This window comes from Bacteroides sp. NGMCC 1.200775, from assembly GCF_040798045.1.
GTDB lineage: Bacteria > Bacteroidota > Bacteroidia > Bacteroidales > Bacteroidaceae > Bacteroides > Bacteroides hominis.
Genome location: NZ_JASCQK010000010.1, coordinates 26,200 through 48,121, shown reverse-complemented (window position 1 = coordinate 48,121; position 21,922 = coordinate 26,200). Strand labels below are relative to the sequence as shown.

The window sequence follows — 21,922 nt, the reverse complement described above, 5'->3', positions numbered from 1 at the left end:
TCCGATATACTTTCTTAATATTGCGGCTACTTACCATCAATAAAATCGTATTATGGACACAAAATGGAAACAACTCTTATTATCTTCTCCGAAGCCTGAGTTTACAACAGGAATAATGAGATGGGGGATCACCTTACTTTTCTCCGCTCTGTGCACCTGTTCATTTGCACAGACAAAATATCAGATCACAGTAGAAACTCTCCTGAAAGAGATGACCTCACGGGATGAAATGAGCCGCTATCCGGCCCTGCCCTATCGCAGTATGCAGCAAAGCAGCTACGATCGCAGGTCCGTTTCTCCTGACCAGCCCAATTGGTTTGCCAATGATGACGGCGAAGGATTCATCCGTCTCGAAGAACGCAACGGACGGAAAGAAAAGGTTCTTTTTGAGGACAAAGGTCCCGGTGCCATTACCCGTATATGGCTCACAACCTTTGGCAGCATAAATACAATCTTACGTTTCTATTTTGACGGAAAAGACGAACCGGGCTGGGAGGTGCCCTCTTATGATCTCCAGAAGTTCGGTGTGCGAGGATTGAAGAAAGGGTTAATCGAACCGGACAACAAATGGAACAGAGGCAGCCTGATTTATCTACCTGTCCCCTATAACAACGGCTGCAAAGTGACCATGGAGGAACTTACCCCCGAACGGACTAACCGACACTTTTTGTTCAATTACCGCAAATACCCCACAGGTACTCCGGTAGAAACTTTCTCACAGGAAGTGGCAGACCGCATACCCGCTTTAGCAGAAAAAACATCCGACGCACTCTATAAAAATATGGATAAGGGATTTGATCCCCAGTCTGATTATGGCAAAGGTTCACTTAACCATCAACAGAGCTTTTCATTAAATAAAGGTGAAAAGCAAAAGCTGAACCTTCGCACAGGAAAAAGAGCGATCAGCCTTCTTCAGTTCAATGTGAAAACAGATAAAAACCTGAAACCCGGAACAGACGATTTTGCCCTATTGATGCGTAGCCTGATCGTAACCATAAGCTTTGACGGGAAACAAACCGTATGGGCTCCACTATCCGATTTTGCAGGCTCCGGCATGGGATCTTTTGCGTCCAGGAGTTTTTTCTTCTATTCCGACGGCAAAGGGATTGTCTGCAGCAAATGGTTGATGCCCTATAAGCAAGATTGTGAAATCACGATCTTGAACCTCTCTCCATACAAAGCCGATATACAAACAGATATTGTTTCACAGCCCTATGAGTGGGACAACCGGTCTCTCTATTTCCATACAGCCTGGAAGCAGGAACGTGGTCTGCCCGTCGTCACCTGGATGGAACACGAAAAATGTATGGATTGGAATTTCGCCACTATATCCGGCAGAGGAGTTTATCGGGGAGACCTGCTATCACTTTTCAACCATACGGCAGAGTGGTATGGAGAAGGAGATGAAAAAATAACCGTAGATCACGAACCATTTCCTTCCCATTTCGGAACAGGCACTGAAGACTACTACAGTTTCGATGGTTATTTTAAAAGTCAGACACCATTTGCCGGGCAACCCCGCCAGGATATGCGAAATTTTTATGGCTACAACAGCTTCTTCAGAGTCAGATGCTTAGATGCCATTCCCTTCAACCGGCAATTGAAGTTCGATTTCGAATTGTTAGGTTGGGAAAACGGGACGGTAGATTACTCTTCGACTGTATTCTGGTACGGAGACTTAGGTTCCGAAGCCACAGGCTCTTCCGGCTTAGAAGAAATAGAAGCAGGGTTATTGCCTACCCCTACTCAATCTCCTGTCTGCAACATACCAAATGCCATTGATTTTTGCCAAATCCAGCCAACTTCCAAATCAGAAAGGCTGCGTTATGACAGACAAAGACTCAGCGGGCATCCGGGCAAATGGAACTTAAAAGACCATCTGGTATGCCATGGCGGTAAGGAAGGCGATTACATCGAGTTCGAATTCTCCGGTTTTGAGGATCGTGAATACAGCTTGAATCTATTTTGTACCAAAGCAACCGACTACGGCAATATAAGGTTGTATGTAAATCACCCCAAAAACGGAAAGCAGTTGGACTGTTACAGCGAGAAAGTCGAGCCGACAGGTGCCATAAGCCTGGGAATGCACAAGCCCATAAACGGTAAATTTATCCTGCGGATAGAATTGATCGGACGGAATCCGCTATCGACAGGAACTTTGTTCGGACTGGATTGTATACAGATTGAATAAAATACATCTACAACTCCACCACACAATAGAAATTCCCGTTTTTCATTTTCCTGCAAGGCACTCCCAGTTTACGAAGTATTCTGCCAAAATGCACTATCTTCGTAGCCGACAGTTTAAAGCCGCTTTTCTTTTGTATGCGTCCTAAAATATCGACTGCGAGCAGGGTTTCACACTTTTCTCCCTCGCCGGCAGAGCGGAAATACTGTTGAAAGAGCTGTTCAACCGGAGTTTGCAGTTCAAATTCCTGATTGCTCTCCATCAAAATGGCCTCTTCCTCGGGAGAGAAATAAAAGCGCTCACCGTCACGGAGCTCCCGCACTGCCTGCGCATAGAGTTGCGGATAGTTGATGACAGCATCATTACGGATTCTGCCAGTGATATTGATACAGATAAAACGGCGGCTTCCCGAAGGATCGGAAAGCAAATCGCTATGATTGCTGGTCGCTATGAACGAAGCATAACGCTTCAACTCGCGGACAGCCGCCTCGTTGGGCTTACGCACATTAAGCACCGGTTTCTGGAGTATATGTTTCAAGAAGCCTTGATGATTGACACTTACCTGATCGAACTCGTCAATATTGATCAGCATGAAGCGGTTGAGATAAAGCTCGGCATCGCGTTTCCGGCTGAAGTCAATGCTGTCGGTATAATAGGCTCTCAAATCAGGCGGCAGGATATTGCGGCAATAAGTGGATTTGCCGCATCCCTGCGAACCGATCAACAGGGGTGAAACGGAGTTGGCATACTGCTTGTCATTTCCTTTCCAGTGGGCCACCATTGCGAGAAACCAGCGATGGAAGAAGTCGGGCCAATGCGAATTGTCGCAAGGCACGTAGCGGGCTAACGCCCGAATGCGGTCTTTTCCATCCCAACGGGGCAAGCCATACAAAAAGTCGGTAACAGGTGAATAGACCGGCACACGTTCGGAGTTAATCCAGCGTTTCACATCCCTGTCCCAAAGTTCAAGCCCTTCGCTGATAGCATTTACCGCAATTGTATTGAGCACCCGGTCCGTCACCGGACGAAAATCGAAACAAAACGTCTTTCGTTCACGATATTCCACCACTCCGGCCAGTATGTTATAGCGAAACTCATAACGTCTGCCCATAAACTCGTCGGTACGTATGGCCATGGTCTGCTTGAGAGAAATGCAAGGATTACTTCCGAATCGCTTCTCAACGGCATACACATTGTGAACCGTCTCACGTATCAGTATTTCGGACACTTTACCCCGGAAATGCATCAGCGTCCAACCCACTACCTCTTCTTCGGGGATTCCCGAACGAAAACAGTTCCGGGTCAGTTCCACGATCAAAGATTTAGAATCCTCCTCCCGGTCGCAGCCTACCGTATTAAGAGCTTCATACAGTGAAGTTTCAAACAATGTCGAGATAATTTCGCTCCGTTCGTAACCGGGCATCATACGCTGCAAAGGATCAGTTTCCGCCTCCACTGTTTCGCGGTAGGTAACTTCACCGGGCATCGACAAAGGTTGCTCCAGGCGAATGGGGTAGGCATCCGGATTGAAATAGAGCCCCGGATCGAATGAATACCGGCAACTCTGTTCCGGCACCGGATTCTCAAGCGTAACATCCCGGTGTTCCGCCAAAAGCTGCCCTCTGTAAAAGTTCACCGCCCACTGGTAGGCATGAGCATGAAAAAATCCGGCTTCCTCTACGGTTACGGGCAATGAACCGTCGGGACGTAGGAAAGGCACGAGTATCTTTACACTCCGCCCGCTTGAACCGACAAAAGCAATCATCGTCTGAGGCAGTCCGGACAGCTTGTCACGCAAGCGTGCAGCCTCTTCTACTCCGGTGAATCCCTTCACACTCAGAAGTACCAATCCATGATAAGCCTTCATCACCGATATTTCTTTACTCTTGCCCAGTTCCACCGAAAAAAGGATACGGGGCAGTTTGTCCACCGCCGTGACATGTCCACTTCCACCCGAAAACTTCAGTGTCCGACGTAAAGCACTCACGGGGCAGGTTTTGGTTTCGGTTTTCATATTCTCCAACACAGTTTCGAGTTTCACCGTACGTTGTGCTACGACAGTTTCTTCCTTTCGGATCAGGGTTATTTTCATGGTTTTTCCGGTTTTTTATAATGTGGTAAAGGTACTCTTTCTTACCGGATAAAGCAAGCGGATCATCACAAATAAATCAATTATATTTAATAACAAACAAGAGGAGTATTACTTGTTTTCACGATAAATATTATGTATCTTTATAGGAGCATTATCCAAGCCCGGACAGCGGGACTCATGGGCCCGCATACCCAGGCTGACCGGCCTGCATACCGAGGCTAATGAGCCCGGGGATGCGGGCTCAGGTAAAAAACAAAGGAAAAAGGCTAAAACAAAGAAAGAAAAACCAATAAACAAATAACTATCAACAATTAAAAACCAAACAAATTATGGCAGCACGTTATGATTTCAGAGAAGTTCCTTCTAAAAAAGAGAACGGAGAGGAACCCAAGCTTTATCCCCACATCATTTCGAGTGGAACCATCCGGACACGCACCATTCTTGAAGAAATTTCGGAAGCCTCCACCTTCACAGTAGGCGACCTGGAAGGAGTGCTCTGTGCCCTGACAGAGAAAATCTCCAAATATCTGGTGGACGGATACCATGTGGAGTTGGGCAAGATCGGCTATTTCTCGGCAAGCCTGAAGGCAACGCATCCGGTGAAAGATAAAAAAGAGATCCGCGCACAATCCATTTACTTCGACAACATTAATTTCAGGGCTTCGATGTGGTTTCGCAGACATACCAAGGGCTATGTGGAACGTGCCGGCAAATACGGTTCACGAAGCTCGTCACAGCTCAGCGAAGAAGAAAAGCTTTTTCGACTGGAAAGGTATCTAAATGAAAATGCTTTTATCACCCGTTCGGACTACACCCGACTGACCGGACGACTGAAAAATAAAGCGTTGGAAGATCTACACCGATTTGTAGATCAGGGCATTATCAAACCCAAAGGGCGAGGAAGCCTACTGGTATTTATCAAAAAATCGCCTTCCAAAGAGGAAATTTAGCGGGTGGAAGATGGAAGATGAGGGTGGAAGATAAACGGCTAAAAAACCGCATCTTCCACCCTATTAGTTTACTACGAATCAGACAGTTATCTTTTAAAAGGTGGAAGATGGAAGATCGAAATGCATTTTTTGTATGAGAGGAGGATTTTCTTCATGAAAGCGGCAAACTTCGATTCCTCGTTTATTGGGTCTGTATCCTGAATTTCAGTATCTTCCATGGAGACCAGCATTGCCGCAAGCCTCTCCTCTATCGATTCAAAGAGTTTTGACTGTTTGGAAACACATTCATTCAGCAGTTCGGTTTGCTTTTCCAGCAAACGGATCTTTTCTAATGCATTAGCATATAATTTCGCGATTATCTCGACATTTTCAAAGGTGATGGCACAACCGTAGTCTTTTCCTGCTTCAGCCGGAAGGCTATGCAATTTAATAAAATCACACACGCTGTCATCATTCAATAACAAAGTGTAGTTTACGTAAGTGAAAGTAATTTCAGGAAGTTCCGACCAAGAGAGAACATCTTTTACCGTAGTCTCGTATTTTTCGGCAGCTTGCCGTAGAGTAATCCAATTAGCCATACAGGGAAAAAGATTAAAGTTAAAATAATCTACCCTGCACGGTTTCTTGAATGTGATTATATGAAAAGGTACGGGGCATTACTCATCCAATGGATTAGGTATGTAGCGGCACCCCGACACATGGATAAGTAAGCCCGTACCAATACAGATACAGGCTGCACTCATCCGGTGTGTCTTATAAATCGCTACATTTTAATCCACCGAAGAGAACTGCGTATTTATGGGCATAAAAATGTTTATGCCAACCATAGTTCTACTGCAAAGATACGTTTTTTCTGAACAAAACAACAAACAATAATGAATGTTTTTCAGAAAAGCATTTATCTATCTGCAAGAAGATTATGCGGATGGCAGGATATGTTCAATCAAACGCAATCCAACTTTACCATTCATTCTATTCATTTACCACAAACTGTCTGATCCGGCAGGCCGTACCCTTACTTTGCGGATGATGATCTTTTGACATCCTGAGCATCAGACGATGTTTGCCTTTCGGCAACTCCGTATCGAACATATATACCCAAGGAATATACAGTCCGCCGCTCCAAGCCGTAAACGTATCCAACTTTTTAAACGTAGCACCGTCAATACTATATTCCAGAATCCCGGCAGCCGGACCACTTACACAGAAGATACCGACAGCCGTCCCTTCAAAGTCGAGTGTCAGTTTCGCTCCGGGACGATCGGTTTCAAGCATGGGCACATCGACAAAGCCCGGACGCGTTTCGGCAATAAGGCGCGGAGTCCACGAAGGGACTAACTGCCAGCCTTTATTTATATGAGCTTGCCGGATGTCGACCAACTTGCCATTTGTATAACTATATCCGTCTAGCGGCACGGCAGGAAGCACATGAGGCTTGACGGCAGTTCCGGCAGCAACACAAGAAGCATACATTTCATCGAGCACCTTATTTATCGTAGCCACATAATAAGCATGCCCCAAAGGTTTGGGATGCGTACCGCCAAACTGTTCCCAATTGAATTCACCTTCCCGCATACGGGCGGCGATTTCTGTAGCGAGGTTGACGGAAGGGACCAGATAATGGTTCGCCACCCGTTCGTGATTCAGAATCACATCGGGCATCTGACCTCCGTCCAGTTTCGGGATGAAAGGATCGTAGATAAAATGCAGCATCATGATATCCATAGACGGATTGGAAAGCAAAGCATGGCGTACGATACCTTCCATTCCTCTTACCTGCTCAATGGCATTAAAGCCGTTGGTATCATCGTTCACCGCCGCTTCCACAAAAAGCAGATCGACTTTGGCCTTGGACAACACATCGTCCGCCAAGCGGAATGCTCCGGGCGTACTGCCCGTAGAAGGAATCCCGGCATCGATAAAGGTAAACTTTGTATAAGGGAAACGCTGCTTCAAATCTTCACAAATCATATCCCTCCATCCCTTCATTTCTGTGATGGAACCTCCCAGAAAAGCAACCGTACCAACACGTTCTTTCTCAAACATCTGATACGAGTTACGATAGTCCCCTCTTAATGTATAGCATTGTTTGGCTTCATAACCCGGCTGATGGCGGATAATAAAGTCGACCACCGGAGCAGGATCTGACAAACTATGCGGATGATGATCCACTCCTGGTTTCAAGATAAGTTCGAATGGAGCCCCCATGGCTGTATATCGTTGGCGGACAATAGCCGAGTTCTCTGAAAACGGCACTACCTTGTCACTGTCTCCACATACACAGATCACCGGAATCCTCGCATCCGCCAAAGGTTTCAGCCGGTCAATCGGATTACCGGAAAATGAATTCATCTGATCATCCGTCAGCCCCCATTCCTCTAACAGACCTTTCCATAGTCCGGCATTCTCAGGCGAACGTCCCGGCCAACTGAATACGTTACAAACCGGAGCGTCCACATAGATACAGGCCACTTTATCCGGATGATCGGCCGCCCAATTATAAGCAAACAGACCTCCACGACTGAAACCCTCAAGCGTTACTTTGGGAGATAGTCCATACATACGTACCATATTCCAATAAAAATCAGTACCGGACTTCCGGGCACGGGGACTTCCATAAAGATGAGTCAGATCATAATATGCCACATGAAAACCACGCCTCAACAATTCTTCATCAACTGAAGCAAAAGCACCGAAAAAAGCAGGACGCCAGATCCAGGGATTGCCGGTTGCCGCATGTTTCGGGCAGACAACAATAGCCTCCCGATCCTGATAAGCAAAAGTATATTGATCGAACCCTTTCCATTTACCTTTAAGTCCCGGGAAGGGTTGAGAAACATGTGCCGGTGGTTCCTCGCCGGTCAGTTGCCGGTAAATGGCCTGTGCAATACGGACAGCAGCTTTTTCGTTGGGATGTACGTTGTCGGCAAAACACTCTTTCATCCCCGTTAACGGAGTATGCAGATCGATTACTTTCAATCCGTATTTGGCAGCCAACCGGTTGATAACCGGCATCACTCCATGAACAATGATACTATCATTGATGCCCCACTGGACAGCGTATGCGGGAATAGGATAACATAAATAAATTTCCGGCTTCGACGGTAATGCCCGAAGCGTTCGGATCATCGTCTCCATATCTTTCTTAAAATCGGATTTATATCGCCAGTTCTGAGGTTTCGTATCATTGGTCCCCAATTTAATAGTCACAATATCGGGATTATAGTCCAATGCTTGCCGATAGCGCTCTTCCTTCATATAGGGATTGTCCCCTTTCATCAGCATGGTGCGGGCACTGACTCCAAAGTTCCGGACCTCATAACCGTCGCCCAACATCTGCCCCAGCACAGCGGGATAGCTGTCTTTAGCAGGATTACGTGTACCTACACCATATGTGATACTATTACCGATACAGGCTATTTTGATAACCTTTTTTTGTGCTGCTACATATTGTACGGTAATAAAAAGCAGGAATAAAGAGATAATTGCGTTTTTCATTATTCTGTTAGTTTATCCGCCCCAAAGATACACAACGGTTTTTAAACCCAAAAAGATACGTATGAAAACAATTGTTCCTGACAATTATTCTAATTACCTTTGCCAGCAACCGCTATCAATAAAACAATGGAAACAAAAGACGAAGCCTGGCAAGTAGTCAGCAGCAAATATCTATTTCGCCGCCCGTGGTTGACCGTACGGTGCGACGACATGCTTTTGCCTAACGGCAATCATATCCCGGAGTACTACATCCTTGAGTATCCCGACTGGGTGAACACCATCGCCATCACCAGAGAAGGAAAGTTTGTATTTGTCCGCCAGTTCCGACCGGGAATCGGCAAACAGCTATATGAACTTTGTGCGGGTGTATGCGAGAAAGAGGATGCATCACCGCTTGTTTCGGCACAACGTGAACTGCTGGAAGAAACCGGATACGGCAATGGTAACTGGCAGGAATATATGGTGATTTCGGCCAATCCAAGCACACATACCAATCTGACTCACTGCTTTCTGGCAACGGATGTAGAACGAGTAGACATACAACATCTGGAAGATACGGAGTCACTTACAGTGCATCTGCTCACCTTTGAAGAGGTACAAGAACTCCTGAAAAGCAACCAAATCATACAGGCATTACATGCGGCACCGCTCTGGAAATACGTAGCAGAACAAAAACAAATGAAATAAAACAGTTATCCGGGTAGGGAATTTTTCATTGGGTGTTGTCTTTATAGGAAAGAACCTATAAAACCAACAAACATTATGAAAGAATTTATGCTGATCGCTTCTCTGGTTTTGTCATTCTGCATTCTTATTTTGTGTAGAGACTATATCGTATTTATGCTGAAAAAATGAAAAAGTTTCGCTTTTATGCCTCTTTTTTCGTTTTGACATGACATAACAAATAAGGAATCATTATTTTGCTTTTCTTTGCAGTGAGAAAGAAGAGCATCATGGATTCCTTTGATAAATATATATCCCGAAACCTTCCGCTGGTCAGCCTGATCAGTGCGGTTTTTATCATATACCCCAATATAGCCTGCACTCCGTGGGAGCTAAACTCTTTGAAGCCATCGGACTACCTTGGTTTCTTTTCTTATTTTATATATCGCTTCCTTTTCTTTTGGGGGATGATCGGTTTCCTGATAAACTACAATCTGCGGCAGATCCCGACAGCGCTATTCCGGAAACGCCTGACTCACAACTTCCTGTTTGCACTGACCGGTTATCTGTTCTTCGCATCCGTTTCGTACACCATCTCTTCGCATGGTTTCCATACGGATTTTCTGGGAAGCACTTTAATCTCCCAGTTCTTCACGCTCTGCTTTTTATGCACATTGGTAGGATACATCTCCATGCTTTATACCCGGCAGAGAGAAAAAGAGCAGGAAATAGAACGTCTTCGTTTTGAGAACTTACAAAGTCGTTGTGACGCACTGGCCAATCAGGTAAACCCGCATTTCTTCTTTAACTCACTGAACGGAATATCTTCATTAATACGAAAAAAGAATGATGAAAACACGCTGATGTACGTCAATCAGCTATCTGATATCTTCCGGTACATCTTGCAAAGCGACCGGAAAGGGCTCGTCACGCTGAGAGAAGAACTGGAGTTCATCCAATCTTTCCAATACGTAATGGAGGTACGTTTTGCCAATAAACTGGTTTTTGCCATCGACGTAGCCGAAAGGCAAAAAGATTTGCTGACACTGCCTGTACTCTCACTACTTCCGTTAGTCGATAACGTCACCGTACACAACCGGATAGACAGCGAACACAAGATGGAGATCTCCATCCGGCTGAACGAACAATCTGAACTGGTGGTGTCCAATCCCATTTACCCTAAGCTATCCCCGCCCGACACAAACGGAACCGGACTAAGTAACTTGGAAAATCGATTCAATCTGTTAATGAATAAGCAAATCCGGGTGGAATCTGACGAAGAGACATTCCGGGTATATCTACCTCTAATATAGTAGTTGTTATGAAAGTACTGATTGTAGAAGACGAAACCGCTGCCTATGAAAACCTGACGGATATCCTCGCGGAGGTAGCCCCCGATATCCGGGTCATGGCCAATACAGAAAGTGTCACGCAGACTGTCGGATGGTTGCAGTCAAATCCGGCTCCGGATCTGATATTCATGGATATTCATTTATCAGACGGATCGGCCTTTGCCATTTTCGACAGAATAAAGCTGGAGACTCCTATTATATTTACAACGGCTTATGACCGATATGCCATCGAAGCTTTTAAAGTGAACAGCATAGACTATTTACTGAAACCTGTCAAGGTGGAGGATGTAGAACACGCACTGGAAAAATACAGCAAACTGACCCGACAGGACCTTTTGCAATATTTGGCACAACTGACGCAGCTGAAACCCGCACCCAAGTACAAAGACAAACTATTGATTGCACATAAAGACAAACTGCTCCCGGTGAGCATAAAAGAGATTTCTTATTTCTACGCAACCGGTAAAAACACATATGTATGCCTGAAGGACGGCAACTGTTATCCTTATTCCAAGACCTTGGAACAGATCGTCTCCTCACTCAATCCGACAGACTTTATCCGGGCTAACAAACAGTTTGTCATAGCCAGAGACAGCGTAACGGATATAACTATCTGGTTTGACAGCCGACTGCTCATCACACTCGATACCGAAGTGCCGGAACGTGTTTATGTCAGCAAAAACAAAGCATCGGAGTTTAAGACGTGGCTTGTAAACGATAAATAACAAACTCAATAAAAACAAACGCAATGATACGAAAAATCAGACTAACATGTGGCATCATCTGCCTGACACTGATCACCCTGCTGTTCCTTGATTTCACCGGAACACTGCACGGTTGGTTCGGCTGGCTGGCAAAAATCCAGTTCCTACCTGCGATACTGGCATTGAACATAGGGGTAGTAGCCTTTTTAATAATTCTGACAGCCGTATTCGGACGAATCTACTGTTCGGTGATTTGTCCGCTCGGAGTATTCCAGGATGTGGCAGCCTGGGTTGGGAAAAGACGGAAAAAGTTGCCTTACTCCTATTCTCCGGCACTCTCTTCACTACGCTACGGGGCATTGGCTATATTCATCATTACCCTGATAGCAGGAGTTAGTTTCATCGCAACTTTGTTTGCTCCGTATAGTGCTTACGGACGTATTGCAAACAACCTGTTCCAACCCATCTGGTTATGGGGAAACAACCTGTTTGCTCATCTGGCGGAACGAATCGACAGTTATGCATTTTATGACGTCGAAGTCTGGATGAAAAGTCTGCCGACATTTATCATCGCTGCAGCGACTTTCGTCATCCTGATTCTGCTGGCATGGCGAAACGGGCGTACCTACTGTAATACCATCTGCCCTGTGGGGACAGTACTGGGATTTCTTTCACGCTATTCTTTATTCCGCGTCACGATTGATACGGATAAATGTAACGGGTGCGGACTGTGTGCACGCCATTGCAAAGCGGCATGCATCAACTCCAAAGAACATACGATAGACTACAGCCGTTGTGTGGCTTGCATGGACTGCCTTGGCAAATGCAAGCAGAAAGCGCTCAGTTACCAATTACGAACAAGCAAAACAGGATCACCACAAGTGAAGCAGAATGCTCCTCTGGCTTCATCCGGCCAAGTAAATGAAGCACGCCGCAACTTCCTGACCGTAACGACAATGGTAGCCGCAACATCGGCACTCAAAGCACAGGAGAAAAAAGTAGATGGCGGACTCGCCACCATAGAAGATAAAAAAATACCCAATCGGCAGACACCCATCACACCTCCCGGTTCGTTGAGTGCGCGTAATATGTCTGCACATTGCACGGCCTGCCAACTGTGTGTATCAGCCTGCCCCAATCAGGTATTGCGTCCTTCCACGAAACTGATGAACCTGATGCAGCCCGAAATGTCGTACGAACGCGGCTATTGTCGTCCGGAGTGTAACGATTGTTCCCAGGTATGTCCGGCAGGAGCAATCCGCCCTATCACGGTGGCCGACAAGTCTTCGACTCAAATCGGGCATGCGGTCTGGGTAAAAGCGAACTGCGTACCACTGACTGACGGGGTGGAATGTGGCAATTGTGCCCGTCATTGTCCGACAGGAGCCATTCAGATGATTCTATCCATACCGGACCAAACAGACTCCCCCAAAATACCGGCAATCAATACCGAACGTTGCATCGGTTGCGGAGCATGTGAAAATCTTTGCCCGGCACGCCCGTTCAGTGCCATCTATGTAGAAGGTCACGAAAGGCACCGTATCATATAACACATCCCAAAAGTAGAAACATATGGAAAAACAGAATAAGCATATAGACCGAAGAGGATTCCTCAAAATTGTGGGTATCAGCGCCGCTACAACAACTGCCGCTCTTTATGGTTGCGGCTCCGGAGATAAAGCCGGTCAGGGACGGAGTGCCTCTTCTCCTGTCCCCACAGATAAAATGACCTATCGCTCAGTCGGAGGAATCAAAGATCAAGTTTCTCTCCTGGGCTATGGCTGCATGCGCTGGCCTACAATCCCTTCACCGGAAGGGAAAGGAGACCTTATCAACCAGGAAGCCGTCAATGAACTGGTAGATTATGCTATCGCCCACGGAGTAAACTATTTCGATACATCGCCCGTATATGTACAGGGCTGGTCGGAAAAAGCAACAGGAATTGCCCTCAAAAGGCATCCGCGTGAAAAACTGTACATAGCAACCAAACTATCGAATTTTTCAAACTTCTCACGTGAAAACTCACTGGCTATGTATCACCAGTCGTTTGAGGATATGCAGGTAGAGTACTTTGATTATTATCTGCTGCACGCCATCGGTGGCGGCGGAATGAAAGTGTTCAACGAACGATATATCGATAACGGCATGCTTGACTTCCTTCTCAAAGAACGTGAAGCCGGGCGTATCCGGCACCTCGGCTGGTCATTTCATGGTGATGTCGAGGTTTTCGACCAGGTACTCGCCATGCATGATACGGTGAAATGGGATTTTGTACAAATTCAACTCAACTATATGGACTGGCGCCACGCTACAGGAAACAATGTCAATGCGGAATATCTTTACGGAGAACTGGCCAAACGAAACATTGCCGCTGTCATCATGGAACCACTGTTGGGCGGACGCCTGTCAAATGTCCCTGAACACATCGTGGGACGACTGAAACAGCGACGTCCTGAAGACAGCATAGCATCGTGGGCTTTCCGCTTTGCCGGTTCACCGGAACTGGTACTGACTGTATTGAGCGGTATGACTTACATGGAGCACTTGCAAGATAACATCCGTACTTATTCACCACTGGTTCCTCTGACCGATGGCGACAAGGAATATCTGGAAGAGACTGCACAACTTATGATGCAATATCCTACCATCCCATGCAATGACTGCAAATATTGCATGCCCTGCCCATACGGCATCGATATTCCTGCCATCCTCGTTCATTACAACAAGTGCGTAAACGAAGGGAATATTCCGCAAAGCCGGACAAGCGAAAACTATAAAGAAGCACGGCGCGCTTTCCTGATAGGCTATGACCGCAGTGTACCCAAACTACGGCAAGCCAGCCATTGTATTGGCTGCAACCAATGCACCTCACATTGTCCGCAGTCTATCCGGATTCCGGACGAACTGCACCGTATCGATCATTTTGTAGAACAACTCAAACAGGAAACGCTATAATGGAAAAGATAATCGATCTACTCCACTCCGGAGGCTATTCCTGTGTGATCGGGAACGGAGCGGAAATACGCACCTTCACTCAGCGGGGCGTAGCCGATTTATACGATCTGTTCCAGCAAGAACCCTCTTTCATGGAAGGAGCCTGCATTGCCGACAAGGTGATTGGGAAAGCTGCCGCAGGACTAATGGTTCTGGGAGGAATCCGGCGGGTATATGCAGATGTCATCAGCCAACCCGCACTTACACTCCTGCATGATGCCAATGTTGAGGTTACTTATATCCGATTGGTGCCTTTCATTGAGAATCGGGACAAAAGCGGATGGTGTCCGTTGGAAACAGCTTGCCATGAAATCAGTTCTTTAGAAGAAATATTCCGGATCATTGAGAATTTCCTCTCCCAAATGAGGATGAAAAAAAATCTGCTTGGCATCCTGTTTGCCTGTACTTTTCTAAGTACCTCTTTAGAGGCACAAGTCCGGAGAGACACGACCCACACGACACAGAATTACGAGATAGACGGGGTAGTAGTCACCGGCACACGAAATGAAACTGACATCCGCCATCTGCCTATGACTGTTTCGGTCCTGAACCGCGAAACCATAGAGAAACGTTTAGAGCCTTCTTTACTCCCCATGTTGACAGAACAGATCCCGGGGTTATTCACAACCAGCCGTGGCATCATGGGGTATGGCGTGTCGAGCGGTGCGGCAGGTGGTATCAGCCTGCGTGGCATCGGAGGCAGCCCCACTACAGGATTATTAGTATTGATTGACGGACATCCACAGTACATGGGGCTAATGGGGCATCCTATTGCCGACGCTTATCAATCGATGCTGGCTGAAAAAGTGGAAGTAGTACGTGGCCCTGCATCCGTACTTTATGGTTCGAATGCAATGGGCGGAGTAATCAACATCGTGACCCGTCAGCAGCGGGAAAACGGAGTGAAAACGGGAGCCCGGCTGGGATATGGCTCATATAATACATGGACGACCGAAGTTACCAACCAAGTAAAAAAAGGACGTTTCAGCAGTGTTATCACCGGTTCTTACAACCGGACAGACGGACATCGCCCCGATATGGAGTTTGAGCAATACGGCGGATATACAAGGCTGGGCTATGAATTGAACCGCACATGGAACATATCTGCAGATCTGAACCTGACGCATTTCAATGCCTCTAATCCGGGAACAGTCAGCACTCCGGTTTTCGATAACGATTCACGCATTACACGTGGCATGACTTCATTTGCTTTGGAGAATAAGTATGAACATACATCGGGGGCACTCAAGTTTTTTTATAATTGGGGTAAACATCACATTAATGACGGATACGGTACAGGCGAAGAACCACTGAACTACCGTTTCAACTCTAAAGACCGGATGACGGGAATTTCCTGGTACCAGAGTACTTCTTTATTTACGGGTAACCGGCTGACTGTAGGATTAGACTATATGCGGTTTGGCGGTGAAGCATGGAATCGCTTCATTACAGACCGCCATAAAGAAAATATCTCGGATAAATCGGAAAATGAAATTGCGGGATACGTTGATTTCCGTCAGGCAATCGGTAGTCATCTGACAATAGACGCAGGGATCCGTGCAGATCATCACACTGTCTCCGGAACAGAATGGATACCACAAGTCGGCTTGTCGGTACAGTTGCCACACAACGCAAGCTTGAAAGCTATGGCCAGTAAAGGATTCCGCAACCCTACAATCCGCGAACTATATATGTTCCGCCCTGCCAATCCCGATTTATTGCCGGAACGGTTATGGAATTACGAATTGTCTTATTCTCAACGACTGTTCGATCAAACGTTTTATTATGGGGTTAACCTCTTTTATATCAATGGTGACAATATGATCCAGACTATCCGCACAGACGTACGTCCGCTGAACGTAAACACCGGTAAAGTAGAGAACTGGGGAGCAGAAGCCAGTATAGCGTACCACATCCATCCTACATGGAACCTGACTGCCAACTACAGCTGGCTTCATATGGAACACCCTCTGGTTGCCGCACCGGAACATAAATTATATGCAGGAATTGATTACACAAAAGGCAAATGGAATTTCTCCACCGGAATACAATATGTGGCAGGACTTTATACTGTAGTGAGCCCTGAAGAAAAGAAAGAAAACTTTCTTCTATGGAATCTTCGGGGTAATTATCGTATCTGCTCCATCGCCGGTCTGTTTGTAAAAGGAGAGAATCTGCTGGCGCAACGTTATGAAATAAATGCCGGTTACCCTATGCCGAAAGCTACATTTATGGGAGGAATCAACATTAACTTTTAATTATCATATCATAATATGGAAACAACATCTATCAAGCTTTATTCATTAAATTACAACGATGCCAAAACATATCTGGCAGCAATGCTGTTTGTCGTGGGAAATATGGCATTGCCCCAACTTTTTCATCTCATCCCCCAAGGGGGTATCACCTGGTTACCGATCTATTTCTTTACTCTGATCGGAGCCTATAAATATGGGTGGAAAGTCGGATTGTTGGCAGCACTCTTTTCACCTGTCCTGAATTCATTGTTATTCGGTATGCCCCATCCGGCAGTTTTACCTGCTATCCTTTTAAAATCAGTGCTTCTGGCTGTAGCGGCCGGTTATGCCGCCCATCATTATAAGCGTATCTCCATTCCCATTCTGCTGGTTGTCGTGTTGGCCTACCAGGTGGCCGGTACTCTGGGTGAGTGGATCATGGTCAAAGATTTCCTCAGTGCCGCACAGGATTTCCGTATCGGCCTGCCGGGAATGGCTCTGCAAATATTCGGAGGATACCTGTTTATAAGCCGTTTGATTTATAAATAAACCTGGCTACAGCTACCCTGCCCATACTCCTAAAATGAAAAATGGAAGATACGGCTTTCCAAACCGTCCATCTTCCATTTTTCTGATTTATTCGGCATTCTTCTTCAACCATTCTACTCTGCGTTGGTCAGGCAGATGCCTTACCTTGAAGTGCTCAAATCTCACCTCAAATCCATTTCCATCAGGACAAGCAGCCATCAGTCCCACCTTCACGGGTATATTATCCTGTAACCAGGCATTACGCATTAGCGTGTAAGTTTTATCATCAAATGAATAGAAAATTTCTACCGCATCCAGTCGTCTGACAGCTTTTATCCAGATATAAGGCACGGTTTTATCCAAAGTTATCACGCTCCAGTCACTCGTTTTATGAGTAACGACTGTACTCAAATTAAACTTCCCGTCTACAAACTCAATACCTGCTTTAATATAGTTTTCATGGTCAATACGAAGCATCAGTCCGGCTTGGTCGAAGCGTACTTTATAGTCACCTGTCACTTTTACTTTCGCTTCAAACTCACCACCATAGGTAGCATAATAGAATGGTGCATCATCCACCGTAAAACCATAGTGAGAAATCCGCCAATAATCACTTTGCGGAGTGACAGACATCGATAGTACATTATCTTTTATCTCCCATTGGTCCGGTTCATTGAACCATTGCATTTTTCCCAGCGTCTGCGCAAATGTCACTTGCGCCATCAAGCCCATAAATAGGGCCAAACATACTTTTTTCATTTTACTTTTTAATTATGCTTATCTTATAATGTATATTTTACTTTATCTTTTTCCGTGATTTGCCTAATCACACGGCAAGGATTACCTGCTGCAATCACATTGCCCGGGATATCTCTATTCACCACACTCCCCGCACCTATCACTGTATTGTCACCGATTGTCACACCCGGCAGCACACAAACTTGTGCTCCTATCCAGACATTATTACCCACATGAATGGGACGGGCATACTCTAATCCCCGGTTTCTTTGTTCTGCATCCAGAGGATGCCCCGCAGTATAGAATCCACAAGAAGGAGCTATAAAAACATTATCACCGAACGTTACTTTCGCTTCGTCCAGAATGACACAGTTCATATTGGCATAAAAATTCTCTCCTATCTCAATATTATAGCCATAATCGCAATAAAAGGGTTGTTCCAACAGAAAATGCTCTTTCGTCTTGTGAAGCAATCGACGAATAATGGCTTCCCGTTCAGTTATTTGCAAAGGACGTAAACGATTCAGTTCATAACATAATTCTTTGCAGGCCTGCCGTTCGGCTATCAGCTCTGTATCATAATTAGCATCATACAGCCTGCCTGTTCCCATTTTTTCTTTTTCACTTTCCATCAACAACTATGTTTTATGATTATCTTTGCAAAGGTAAGAGCTTGTATCTAAGCCTGCAATGCTTATTAATAACCATTTCCCTTCCCGATATGGACATTGTTGACAAACTGAACAAAGAGTTTCTGGCACAGCCTTTCTGCAAAGATGAACAACTGCCTGAAGAACTAAAAGAGTATAAACAAATAGCATACAACTATGCACGGATAGAAAATGCAATTGCTGTGCTTAGCGATATGCATACCAACATCAGCTACATTTATTATGGGGGAACAGCCGAAACGTTGGGTATAGCCAAACGTGGAGAAAGCCGGAATTTTGAATCAATATGGGAAAAGGAAATCTTTAAACAGATTCATCCCGATGATCTGTCAGAAAAGTATGTACAGGAACTCCGCTTCTATCACTTCCTGAAACAGATTCCTGCGAAAAAGCGTGCAGATTATTTTCTTATGAGCAAACTCCGCATGCGTAATACTTCCGGAAAATATGTTCCTGTCCTGCACAGAATGTTTTATGTATCTACCCACTCAAGCAATAGCATGTGGCTGGCCCTGTGCCTTTACAATTTATCGACTGATCCTACCATGAATTGCATGGTCATCAACTCGGCAAACGGACAGGCCATAGAACTGGAAAAACAGGACTACAGCAGCCTTTTATCCGACAGGGAGAAGGTGATATTGAAGCTGATCGATACGGGGAAAACAAGTCAGGAGATTGCCCGGACCCTATTCATAAGTAAAAATACCGTCAGCCGACACCGGCAAAATATACTGGAGAAACTCCAGGTAAAGAATTCCATAGAAGCTTGCAGAATAGCGAAAGAGCTAAAACTACTTTCCTGACCGGGCTTTCAGAAGGGTGACAGATCACTGGTCCGGGAAATCCTTATGGGCAGCTTCCCAACCAATAATAGCATTCTTGCGCATCTCTCCCCAATGATAATTTCCCGGTTCGCCGGTAGCCTTTATCACACGATGGCAAGGTATCAGAAAAGCAACCGGATTCTTCCCCACAGCAGTTCCGACAGCCCTACAAGCACCATTGTATCCGGATTTGGTCGCCAAATCGGCATAAGTCGCCAGCCCTCCTGCCGGAATCTTCAATAAAGTTTCCCATACTTTTAACTGGAATTCCGTTCCTTTCAAATGCAGTTTAATTTCTTCCAGCCTGTTCCAATCCCGATCAAAGACAGACAATGCATGTTGCTGCTTCGTGTCCGGTGATAGCACATATTTAGCGTTAGGAAATATACTTCGCAAATGATCAAAAGCTCTCCTCTCTCCTTCATCGACAAAGGCCATGTGACAAACACCTTTATCGGTAGATGCTGCTATTATTTTACCAAACGGTGTATCGGCAAACGAATAATTAATATTCAATGCCAGTCCGCCGTTTTTATATTCACCGGGAGTCATTCCCTCTATGTTTATAAACAAGTCATGAAGTCGCCCTGTTCCCGAAAGTCCAAGCTCGCAGGCTGTATCAAAAAGTGTCGCATGGGTTTCTTTCAATATCTTTTTTGCATACTCAATATTCAGATATTGCAAGAAACGCTTCGGAGTTGTTCCCGCCCACTCGCTAAACATCCTTTGGAAATGGAAGGGACTCATATTGATATGTTCTGCGATCTCCTCCAATTTAGGCTGCGTACGATAGTTCTTCTTAAGAAATCGAATAGCATCTGCAATCCGATTATAATTCAGTTCCTGCTGTGACTTCATCTATATTCAAAAAAACACTTTGTCAGAAAGTTCAAGTTCAAGTAATATCTTCTTTGCAGGAATTCCACCACCATACCCTACTAATTTACGGTCACTGCCAATCACGCGATGACAAGGAACAAGTATTGAAATGGGATTCGCCCCATTGGCGGCAGCCACAGCGCGAATAGCTTTGGGATTGCCTAATTTCCGCGATAAATCGCCATAAGATAATGTCATCCCATACGGGATATTCAACAACTCTTTCCAAACAGTCTTCTGAAAATCGGTGCCGGCAAAGAACAACGGAATATCAAAAGCCGTTCTTTTCCTGCCAAAATATTCATCCAACTGAATTATTGTTCGTACAATTACTTCGGATGAACTCTTTTCATAATCGGCATGTAACAGTTTCTGCATTCTCCGGTCAATTAATGCCCGCCTTCCTTCTCTGTTCCAATCGCACATGCAAAGTTTTCCTTGGTAAGAGCCTAATATCAGCTCCCCGCATGGTGATTGGCAGTATTGTATCTGAATAACGTTTTTCATATTTCTCTCTTCGTTGGAAAATTAATAGTTTTTTGTTTCTTTGATTTATCTGTCATTATCCGAAGCACAAGGAACACAGACACATTCACTCTGTTCGAGTACGTAGCAAATGTACGAAGTTTCCAAATGAAAAATAATCCGAAACTTGCTAAAATCAGTTCCCGAATGAGTTATTTATATAATAAAACCAATTAGAGCGGAATTAATTGCACGAACGCTTCAACCGAACCATTAAAAGAACCTGTTTAATAATTCTTCACCGGCTCTTCATGGAATGTACAGAGGCTACAAATACTAAAAAGGGTGTTTAAAAACTAATTGTTTAATAGAATATAGCTCTTTCTAAAAAGATAAAGCAATAAAAGAAATGCAAGAACGACATATTGACCGTAAACGCTATTTTAATGAACAAGCGCAAACCTGCAGAAACGATTACATTCCATATATAAAAAGCAAGATAGGATATCTTCCCGATAAAGTATTGGAAGTAGGATGTGGCAAAGGACATCAACAGATTGCAAAAGGAAAAATTATCTCACATCTACCTTTTATACATCTCCTTCCTCGTTTCTTGTACAGATGGCTACTAAAACTATGCGGTAAAAAAGATAATACGATAAAAGAACTACTAAATATCAAACAGGCAAAATGTAGCGTTGAAATATTCAGAAATGTCGCAAAACAAGCCGGATACCAGATTATGAATGAACAACTATATCTTTTCAATCCTCACTATGAAGTCAAATTTGGCTTTCCGCCAAGAAAACTAAGCAAAGGAATCTCTATGATTCCATATGTAAGAGATTTCTTCAGCACAAGTTGTTTTATATGATTATAGAAAATGATTAAATGTTTCAGTAGAAAAATAGAAAACCCTTGTAAACTTTGTATTTACAAGGGTTTATCTTCATCTTTCGTACCCAGACCCGGTACAAGCCATAGAAATCATAGGAAAATAAAAGAATTTATCTTCCTTATTATCAACTATTTGAATATTTCCTATTTTCTCTATTTTTGCCATATTTTGCCCATTTTCCGTTATTCAGTACACTTTTAGTACACTTTGAAATATCATTTTCTTTTGTACCTTTGCA

18 protein-coding genes are annotated in these 21,922 nt (G+C 44.9%); 11 read left to right on the top strand and 7 right to left on the bottom strand.

Annotation, left to right across the window (positions count from 1 at the left end; genetic code table 11):
- Positions 1 to 52: 52 nt before the first annotated feature.
- Positions 53 to 2,191, top strand: a complete 2,139-nt coding sequence (locus tag QK890_RS18950) for a glycoside hydrolase family 172 protein (protein ID WP_050550157.1) — start codon at positions 53 to 55, stop codon at positions 2,189 to 2,191.
- A 7-nt stretch (positions 2,192 to 2,198) separates the two neighbouring features.
- On the opposite strand, the gene QK890_RS18945 is transcribed toward QK890_RS18950, so the two are convergent.
- Positions 2,199 to 4,280: a VapE domain-containing protein gene (locus tag QK890_RS18945; protein WP_032539193.1), complete on the bottom strand. Its 2,082-nt coding sequence runs from the start codon at positions 4,278 to 4,280 to the stop codon at positions 2,199 to 2,201.
- A 329-nt stretch (positions 4,281 to 4,609) separates the two neighbouring features.
- Here QK890_RS18945 and QK890_RS18940 point away from each other — a divergent pair, with 329 nt between their 5' ends.
- The gene (locus tag QK890_RS18940; RefSeq protein WP_032539192.1) at positions 4,610 to 5,230 is read left to right on the top strand and encodes an HU family DNA-binding protein; all 621 of its coding nucleotides are present in this window, start codon (positions 4,610 to 4,612) and stop codon (positions 5,228 to 5,230) included.
- Positions 5,231 to 5,316: 86 nt separating this feature from the next.
- Here the strand turns inward: QK890_RS18940 and QK890_RS18935 are convergent, their stop codons facing one another.
- Positions 5,317 to 5,808 carry a hypothetical protein gene (locus QK890_RS18935; RefSeq protein ID WP_005782123.1) on the bottom strand — a complete coding sequence of 164 codons (492 nt, stop codon included), beginning with the start codon at positions 5,806 to 5,808 and terminating at the stop codon, positions 5,317 to 5,319.
- 394 nt (positions 5,809 to 6,202) lie between these two features.
- Positions 6,203 to 8,728: an alpha/beta fold hydrolase gene (locus QK890_RS18930; protein WP_220576086.1), complete on the bottom strand. Its 2,526-nt coding sequence runs from the start codon at positions 8,726 to 8,728 to the stop codon at positions 6,203 to 6,205.
- A 126-nt stretch (positions 8,729 to 8,854) separates the two neighbouring features.
- Here QK890_RS18930 and QK890_RS18925 point away from each other — a divergent pair, with 126 nt between their 5' ends.
- The 7 genes from QK890_RS18925 to QK890_RS18895 all read left to right on the top strand — a co-directional run bounded on the left by QK890_RS18925 (position 8,855) and on the right by QK890_RS18895 (position 17,227).
- Complete coding sequence (locus tag QK890_RS18925) at positions 8,855 to 9,415, top strand: NUDIX hydrolase (protein ID WP_005811532.1); 561 nt, start codon at positions 8,855 to 8,857, stop codon at positions 9,413 to 9,415.
- Between the two features lie 266 nt (positions 9,416 to 9,681).
- A complete protein-coding gene (locus tag QK890_RS18920; protein WP_032531583.1) occupies positions 9,682 to 10,704 on the top strand; it encodes a sensor histidine kinase in 1,023 nt (340 codons plus the stop codon).
- Between the two features lie 8 nt (positions 10,705 to 10,712).
- The gene (locus QK890_RS18915) at positions 10,713 to 11,468 is read left to right on the top strand and encodes a LytTR family DNA-binding domain-containing protein (RefSeq protein WP_005782112.1); all 756 of its coding nucleotides are present in this window, start codon (positions 10,713 to 10,715) and stop codon (positions 11,466 to 11,468) included.
- Between the two features lie 23 nt (positions 11,469 to 11,491).
- Complete coding sequence (locus QK890_RS18910; RefSeq protein ID WP_044300912.1) at positions 11,492 to 12,997, top strand: 4Fe-4S binding protein; 1,506 nt, start codon at positions 11,492 to 11,494, stop codon at positions 12,995 to 12,997.
- A 22-nt stretch (positions 12,998 to 13,019) separates the two neighbouring features.
- Positions 13,020 to 14,402, top strand: a complete 1,383-nt coding sequence (locus QK890_RS18905) for an aldo/keto reductase (protein ID WP_367627507.1) — start codon at positions 13,020 to 13,022, stop codon at positions 14,400 to 14,402.
- Complete coding sequence (locus tag QK890_RS18900) at positions 14,402 to 16,699, top strand: TonB-dependent receptor (protein WP_367627506.1); 2,298 nt, start codon at positions 14,402 to 14,404, stop codon at positions 16,697 to 16,699. The genes QK890_RS18905 and QK890_RS18900 overlap by 1 nt, the downstream gene beginning before the upstream one ends.
- Before the next feature lie 15 nt (positions 16,700 to 16,714).
- Complete coding sequence (locus QK890_RS18895) at positions 16,715 to 17,227, top strand: ECF transporter S component (RefSeq protein ID WP_005811556.1); 513 nt, start codon at positions 16,715 to 16,717, stop codon at positions 17,225 to 17,227.
- A gap of 87 nt (positions 17,228 to 17,314) precedes the next feature.
- On the opposite strand, the gene QK890_RS18890 is transcribed toward QK890_RS18895, so the two are convergent.
- Together QK890_RS18890 and QK890_RS18885 are read right to left on the bottom strand one after the other, a co-directional pair.
- Complete coding sequence (locus QK890_RS18890) at positions 17,315 to 17,965, bottom strand: DUF1349 domain-containing protein (RefSeq protein ID WP_005811559.1); 651 nt, start codon at positions 17,963 to 17,965, stop codon at positions 17,315 to 17,317.
- A 23-nt stretch (positions 17,966 to 17,988) separates the two neighbouring features.
- On the bottom strand, positions 17,989 to 18,576 hold the full coding sequence (locus QK890_RS18885; RefSeq protein WP_250703192.1) for a sugar O-acetyltransferase: 588 nt from the start codon (positions 18,574 to 18,576) through the stop codon (positions 17,989 to 17,991).
- Between the two features lie 8 nt (positions 18,577 to 18,584).
- On the opposite strand from QK890_RS18885, the gene QK890_RS18880 reads away from it, so the two are divergent.
- On the top strand, positions 18,585 to 19,421 hold the full coding sequence (locus QK890_RS18880) for a response regulator transcription factor (protein ID WP_005811564.1): 837 nt from the start codon (positions 18,585 to 18,587) through the stop codon (positions 19,419 to 19,421).
- 24 nt (positions 19,422 to 19,445) lie between these two features.
- On the opposite strand, the gene QK890_RS18875 is transcribed toward QK890_RS18880, so the two are convergent.
- Together QK890_RS18875 and QK890_RS18870 are read right to left on the bottom strand one after the other, a co-directional pair.
- A complete protein-coding gene (locus QK890_RS18875; RefSeq protein WP_250703191.1) occupies positions 19,446 to 20,300 on the bottom strand; it encodes a methylated-DNA--[protein]-cysteine S-methyltransferase in 855 nt (284 codons plus the stop codon).
- A gap of 6 nt (positions 20,301 to 20,306) precedes the next feature.
- Positions 20,307 to 20,828, bottom strand: coding sequence for a methylated-DNA--[protein]-cysteine S-methyltransferase (locus tag QK890_RS18870; RefSeq protein WP_250703190.1), 522 nt, complete (start codon positions 20,826 to 20,828; stop codon positions 20,307 to 20,309).
- 367 nt (positions 20,829 to 21,195) lie between these two features.
- Between QK890_RS18870 and QK890_RS18865 the strand changes: the two genes are divergently transcribed.
- Complete coding sequence (locus QK890_RS18865) at positions 21,196 to 21,660, top strand: hypothetical protein (RefSeq protein WP_250703189.1); 465 nt, start codon at positions 21,196 to 21,198, stop codon at positions 21,658 to 21,660.
- Positions 21,661 to 21,922: the final 262 nt, after the last annotated feature.

What these genes read in the sequence shown, in the direction of transcription:
- QK890_RS18910 (WP_044300912.1), top strand. Translation starts at nt 11,492, where the DNA reads ATGATACGAAAAATCAGACTAACATGTGGCATCATCTGCCTGACACTG.
- QK890_RS18865 (WP_250703189.1), top strand. Translation starts at nt 21,196, where the DNA reads ATGCAAGAACGACATATTGACCGTAAACGCTATTTTAATGAACAAGCG.
- QK890_RS18920 (WP_032531583.1), top strand. Translation starts at nt 9,682, where the DNA reads ATGGATTCCTTTGATAAATATATATCCCGAAACCTTCCGCTGGTCAGC.
- QK890_RS18940 (WP_032539192.1), top strand. Translation starts at nt 4,610, where the DNA reads ATGGCAGCACGTTATGATTTCAGAGAAGTTCCTTCTAAAAAAGAGAAC.
- QK890_RS18890 (WP_005811559.1), bottom strand. Translation starts at nt 17,965, where the DNA reads ATGAAAAAAGTATGTTTGGCCCTATTTATGGGCTTGATGGCGCAAGTG.
- QK890_RS18950 (WP_050550157.1), top strand. Translation starts at nt 53, where the DNA reads ATGGACACAAAATGGAAACAACTCTTATTATCTTCTCCGAAGCCTGAG.
- QK890_RS18875 (WP_250703191.1), bottom strand. Translation starts at nt 20,300, where the DNA reads ATGAAGTCACAGCAGGAACTGAATTATAATCGGATTGCAGATGCTATT.
- QK890_RS18900 (WP_367627506.1), top strand. Translation starts at nt 14,402, where the DNA reads ATGGAAAAGATAATCGATCTACTCCACTCCGGAGGCTATTCCTGTGTG.
- QK890_RS18935 (WP_005782123.1), bottom strand. Translation starts at nt 5,808, where the DNA reads ATGGCTAATTGGATTACTCTACGGCAAGCTGCCGAAAAATACGAGACT.
- QK890_RS18915 (WP_005782112.1), top strand. Translation starts at nt 10,713, where the DNA reads ATGAAAGTACTGATTGTAGAAGACGAAACCGCTGCCTATGAAAACCTG.
- QK890_RS18945 (WP_032539193.1), bottom strand. Translation starts at nt 4,280, where the DNA reads ATGAAAATAACCCTGATCCGAAAGGAAGAAACTGTCGTAGCACAACGT.
- QK890_RS18930 (WP_220576086.1), bottom strand. Translation starts at nt 8,728, where the DNA reads ATGAAAAACGCAATTATCTCTTTATTCCTGCTTTTTATTACCGTACAA.
- QK890_RS18925 (WP_005811532.1), top strand. Translation starts at nt 8,855, where the DNA reads ATGGAAACAAAAGACGAAGCCTGGCAAGTAGTCAGCAGCAAATATCTA.
- QK890_RS18885 (WP_250703192.1), bottom strand. Translation starts at nt 18,576, where the DNA reads ATGGAAAGTGAAAAAGAAAAAATGGGAACAGGCAGGCTGTATGATGCT.
- QK890_RS18895 (WP_005811556.1), top strand. Translation starts at nt 16,715, where the DNA reads ATGGAAACAACATCTATCAAGCTTTATTCATTAAATTACAACGATGCC.
- QK890_RS18880 (WP_005811564.1), top strand. Translation starts at nt 18,585, where the DNA reads ATGTTTTATGATTATCTTTGCAAAGGTAAGAGCTTGTATCTAAGCCTG.
- QK890_RS18905 (WP_367627507.1), top strand. Translation starts at nt 13,020, where the DNA reads ATGGAAAAACAGAATAAGCATATAGACCGAAGAGGATTCCTCAAAATT.
- QK890_RS18870 (WP_250703190.1), bottom strand. Translation starts at nt 20,828, where the DNA reads ATGAAAAACGTTATTCAGATACAATACTGCCAATCACCATGCGGGGAG.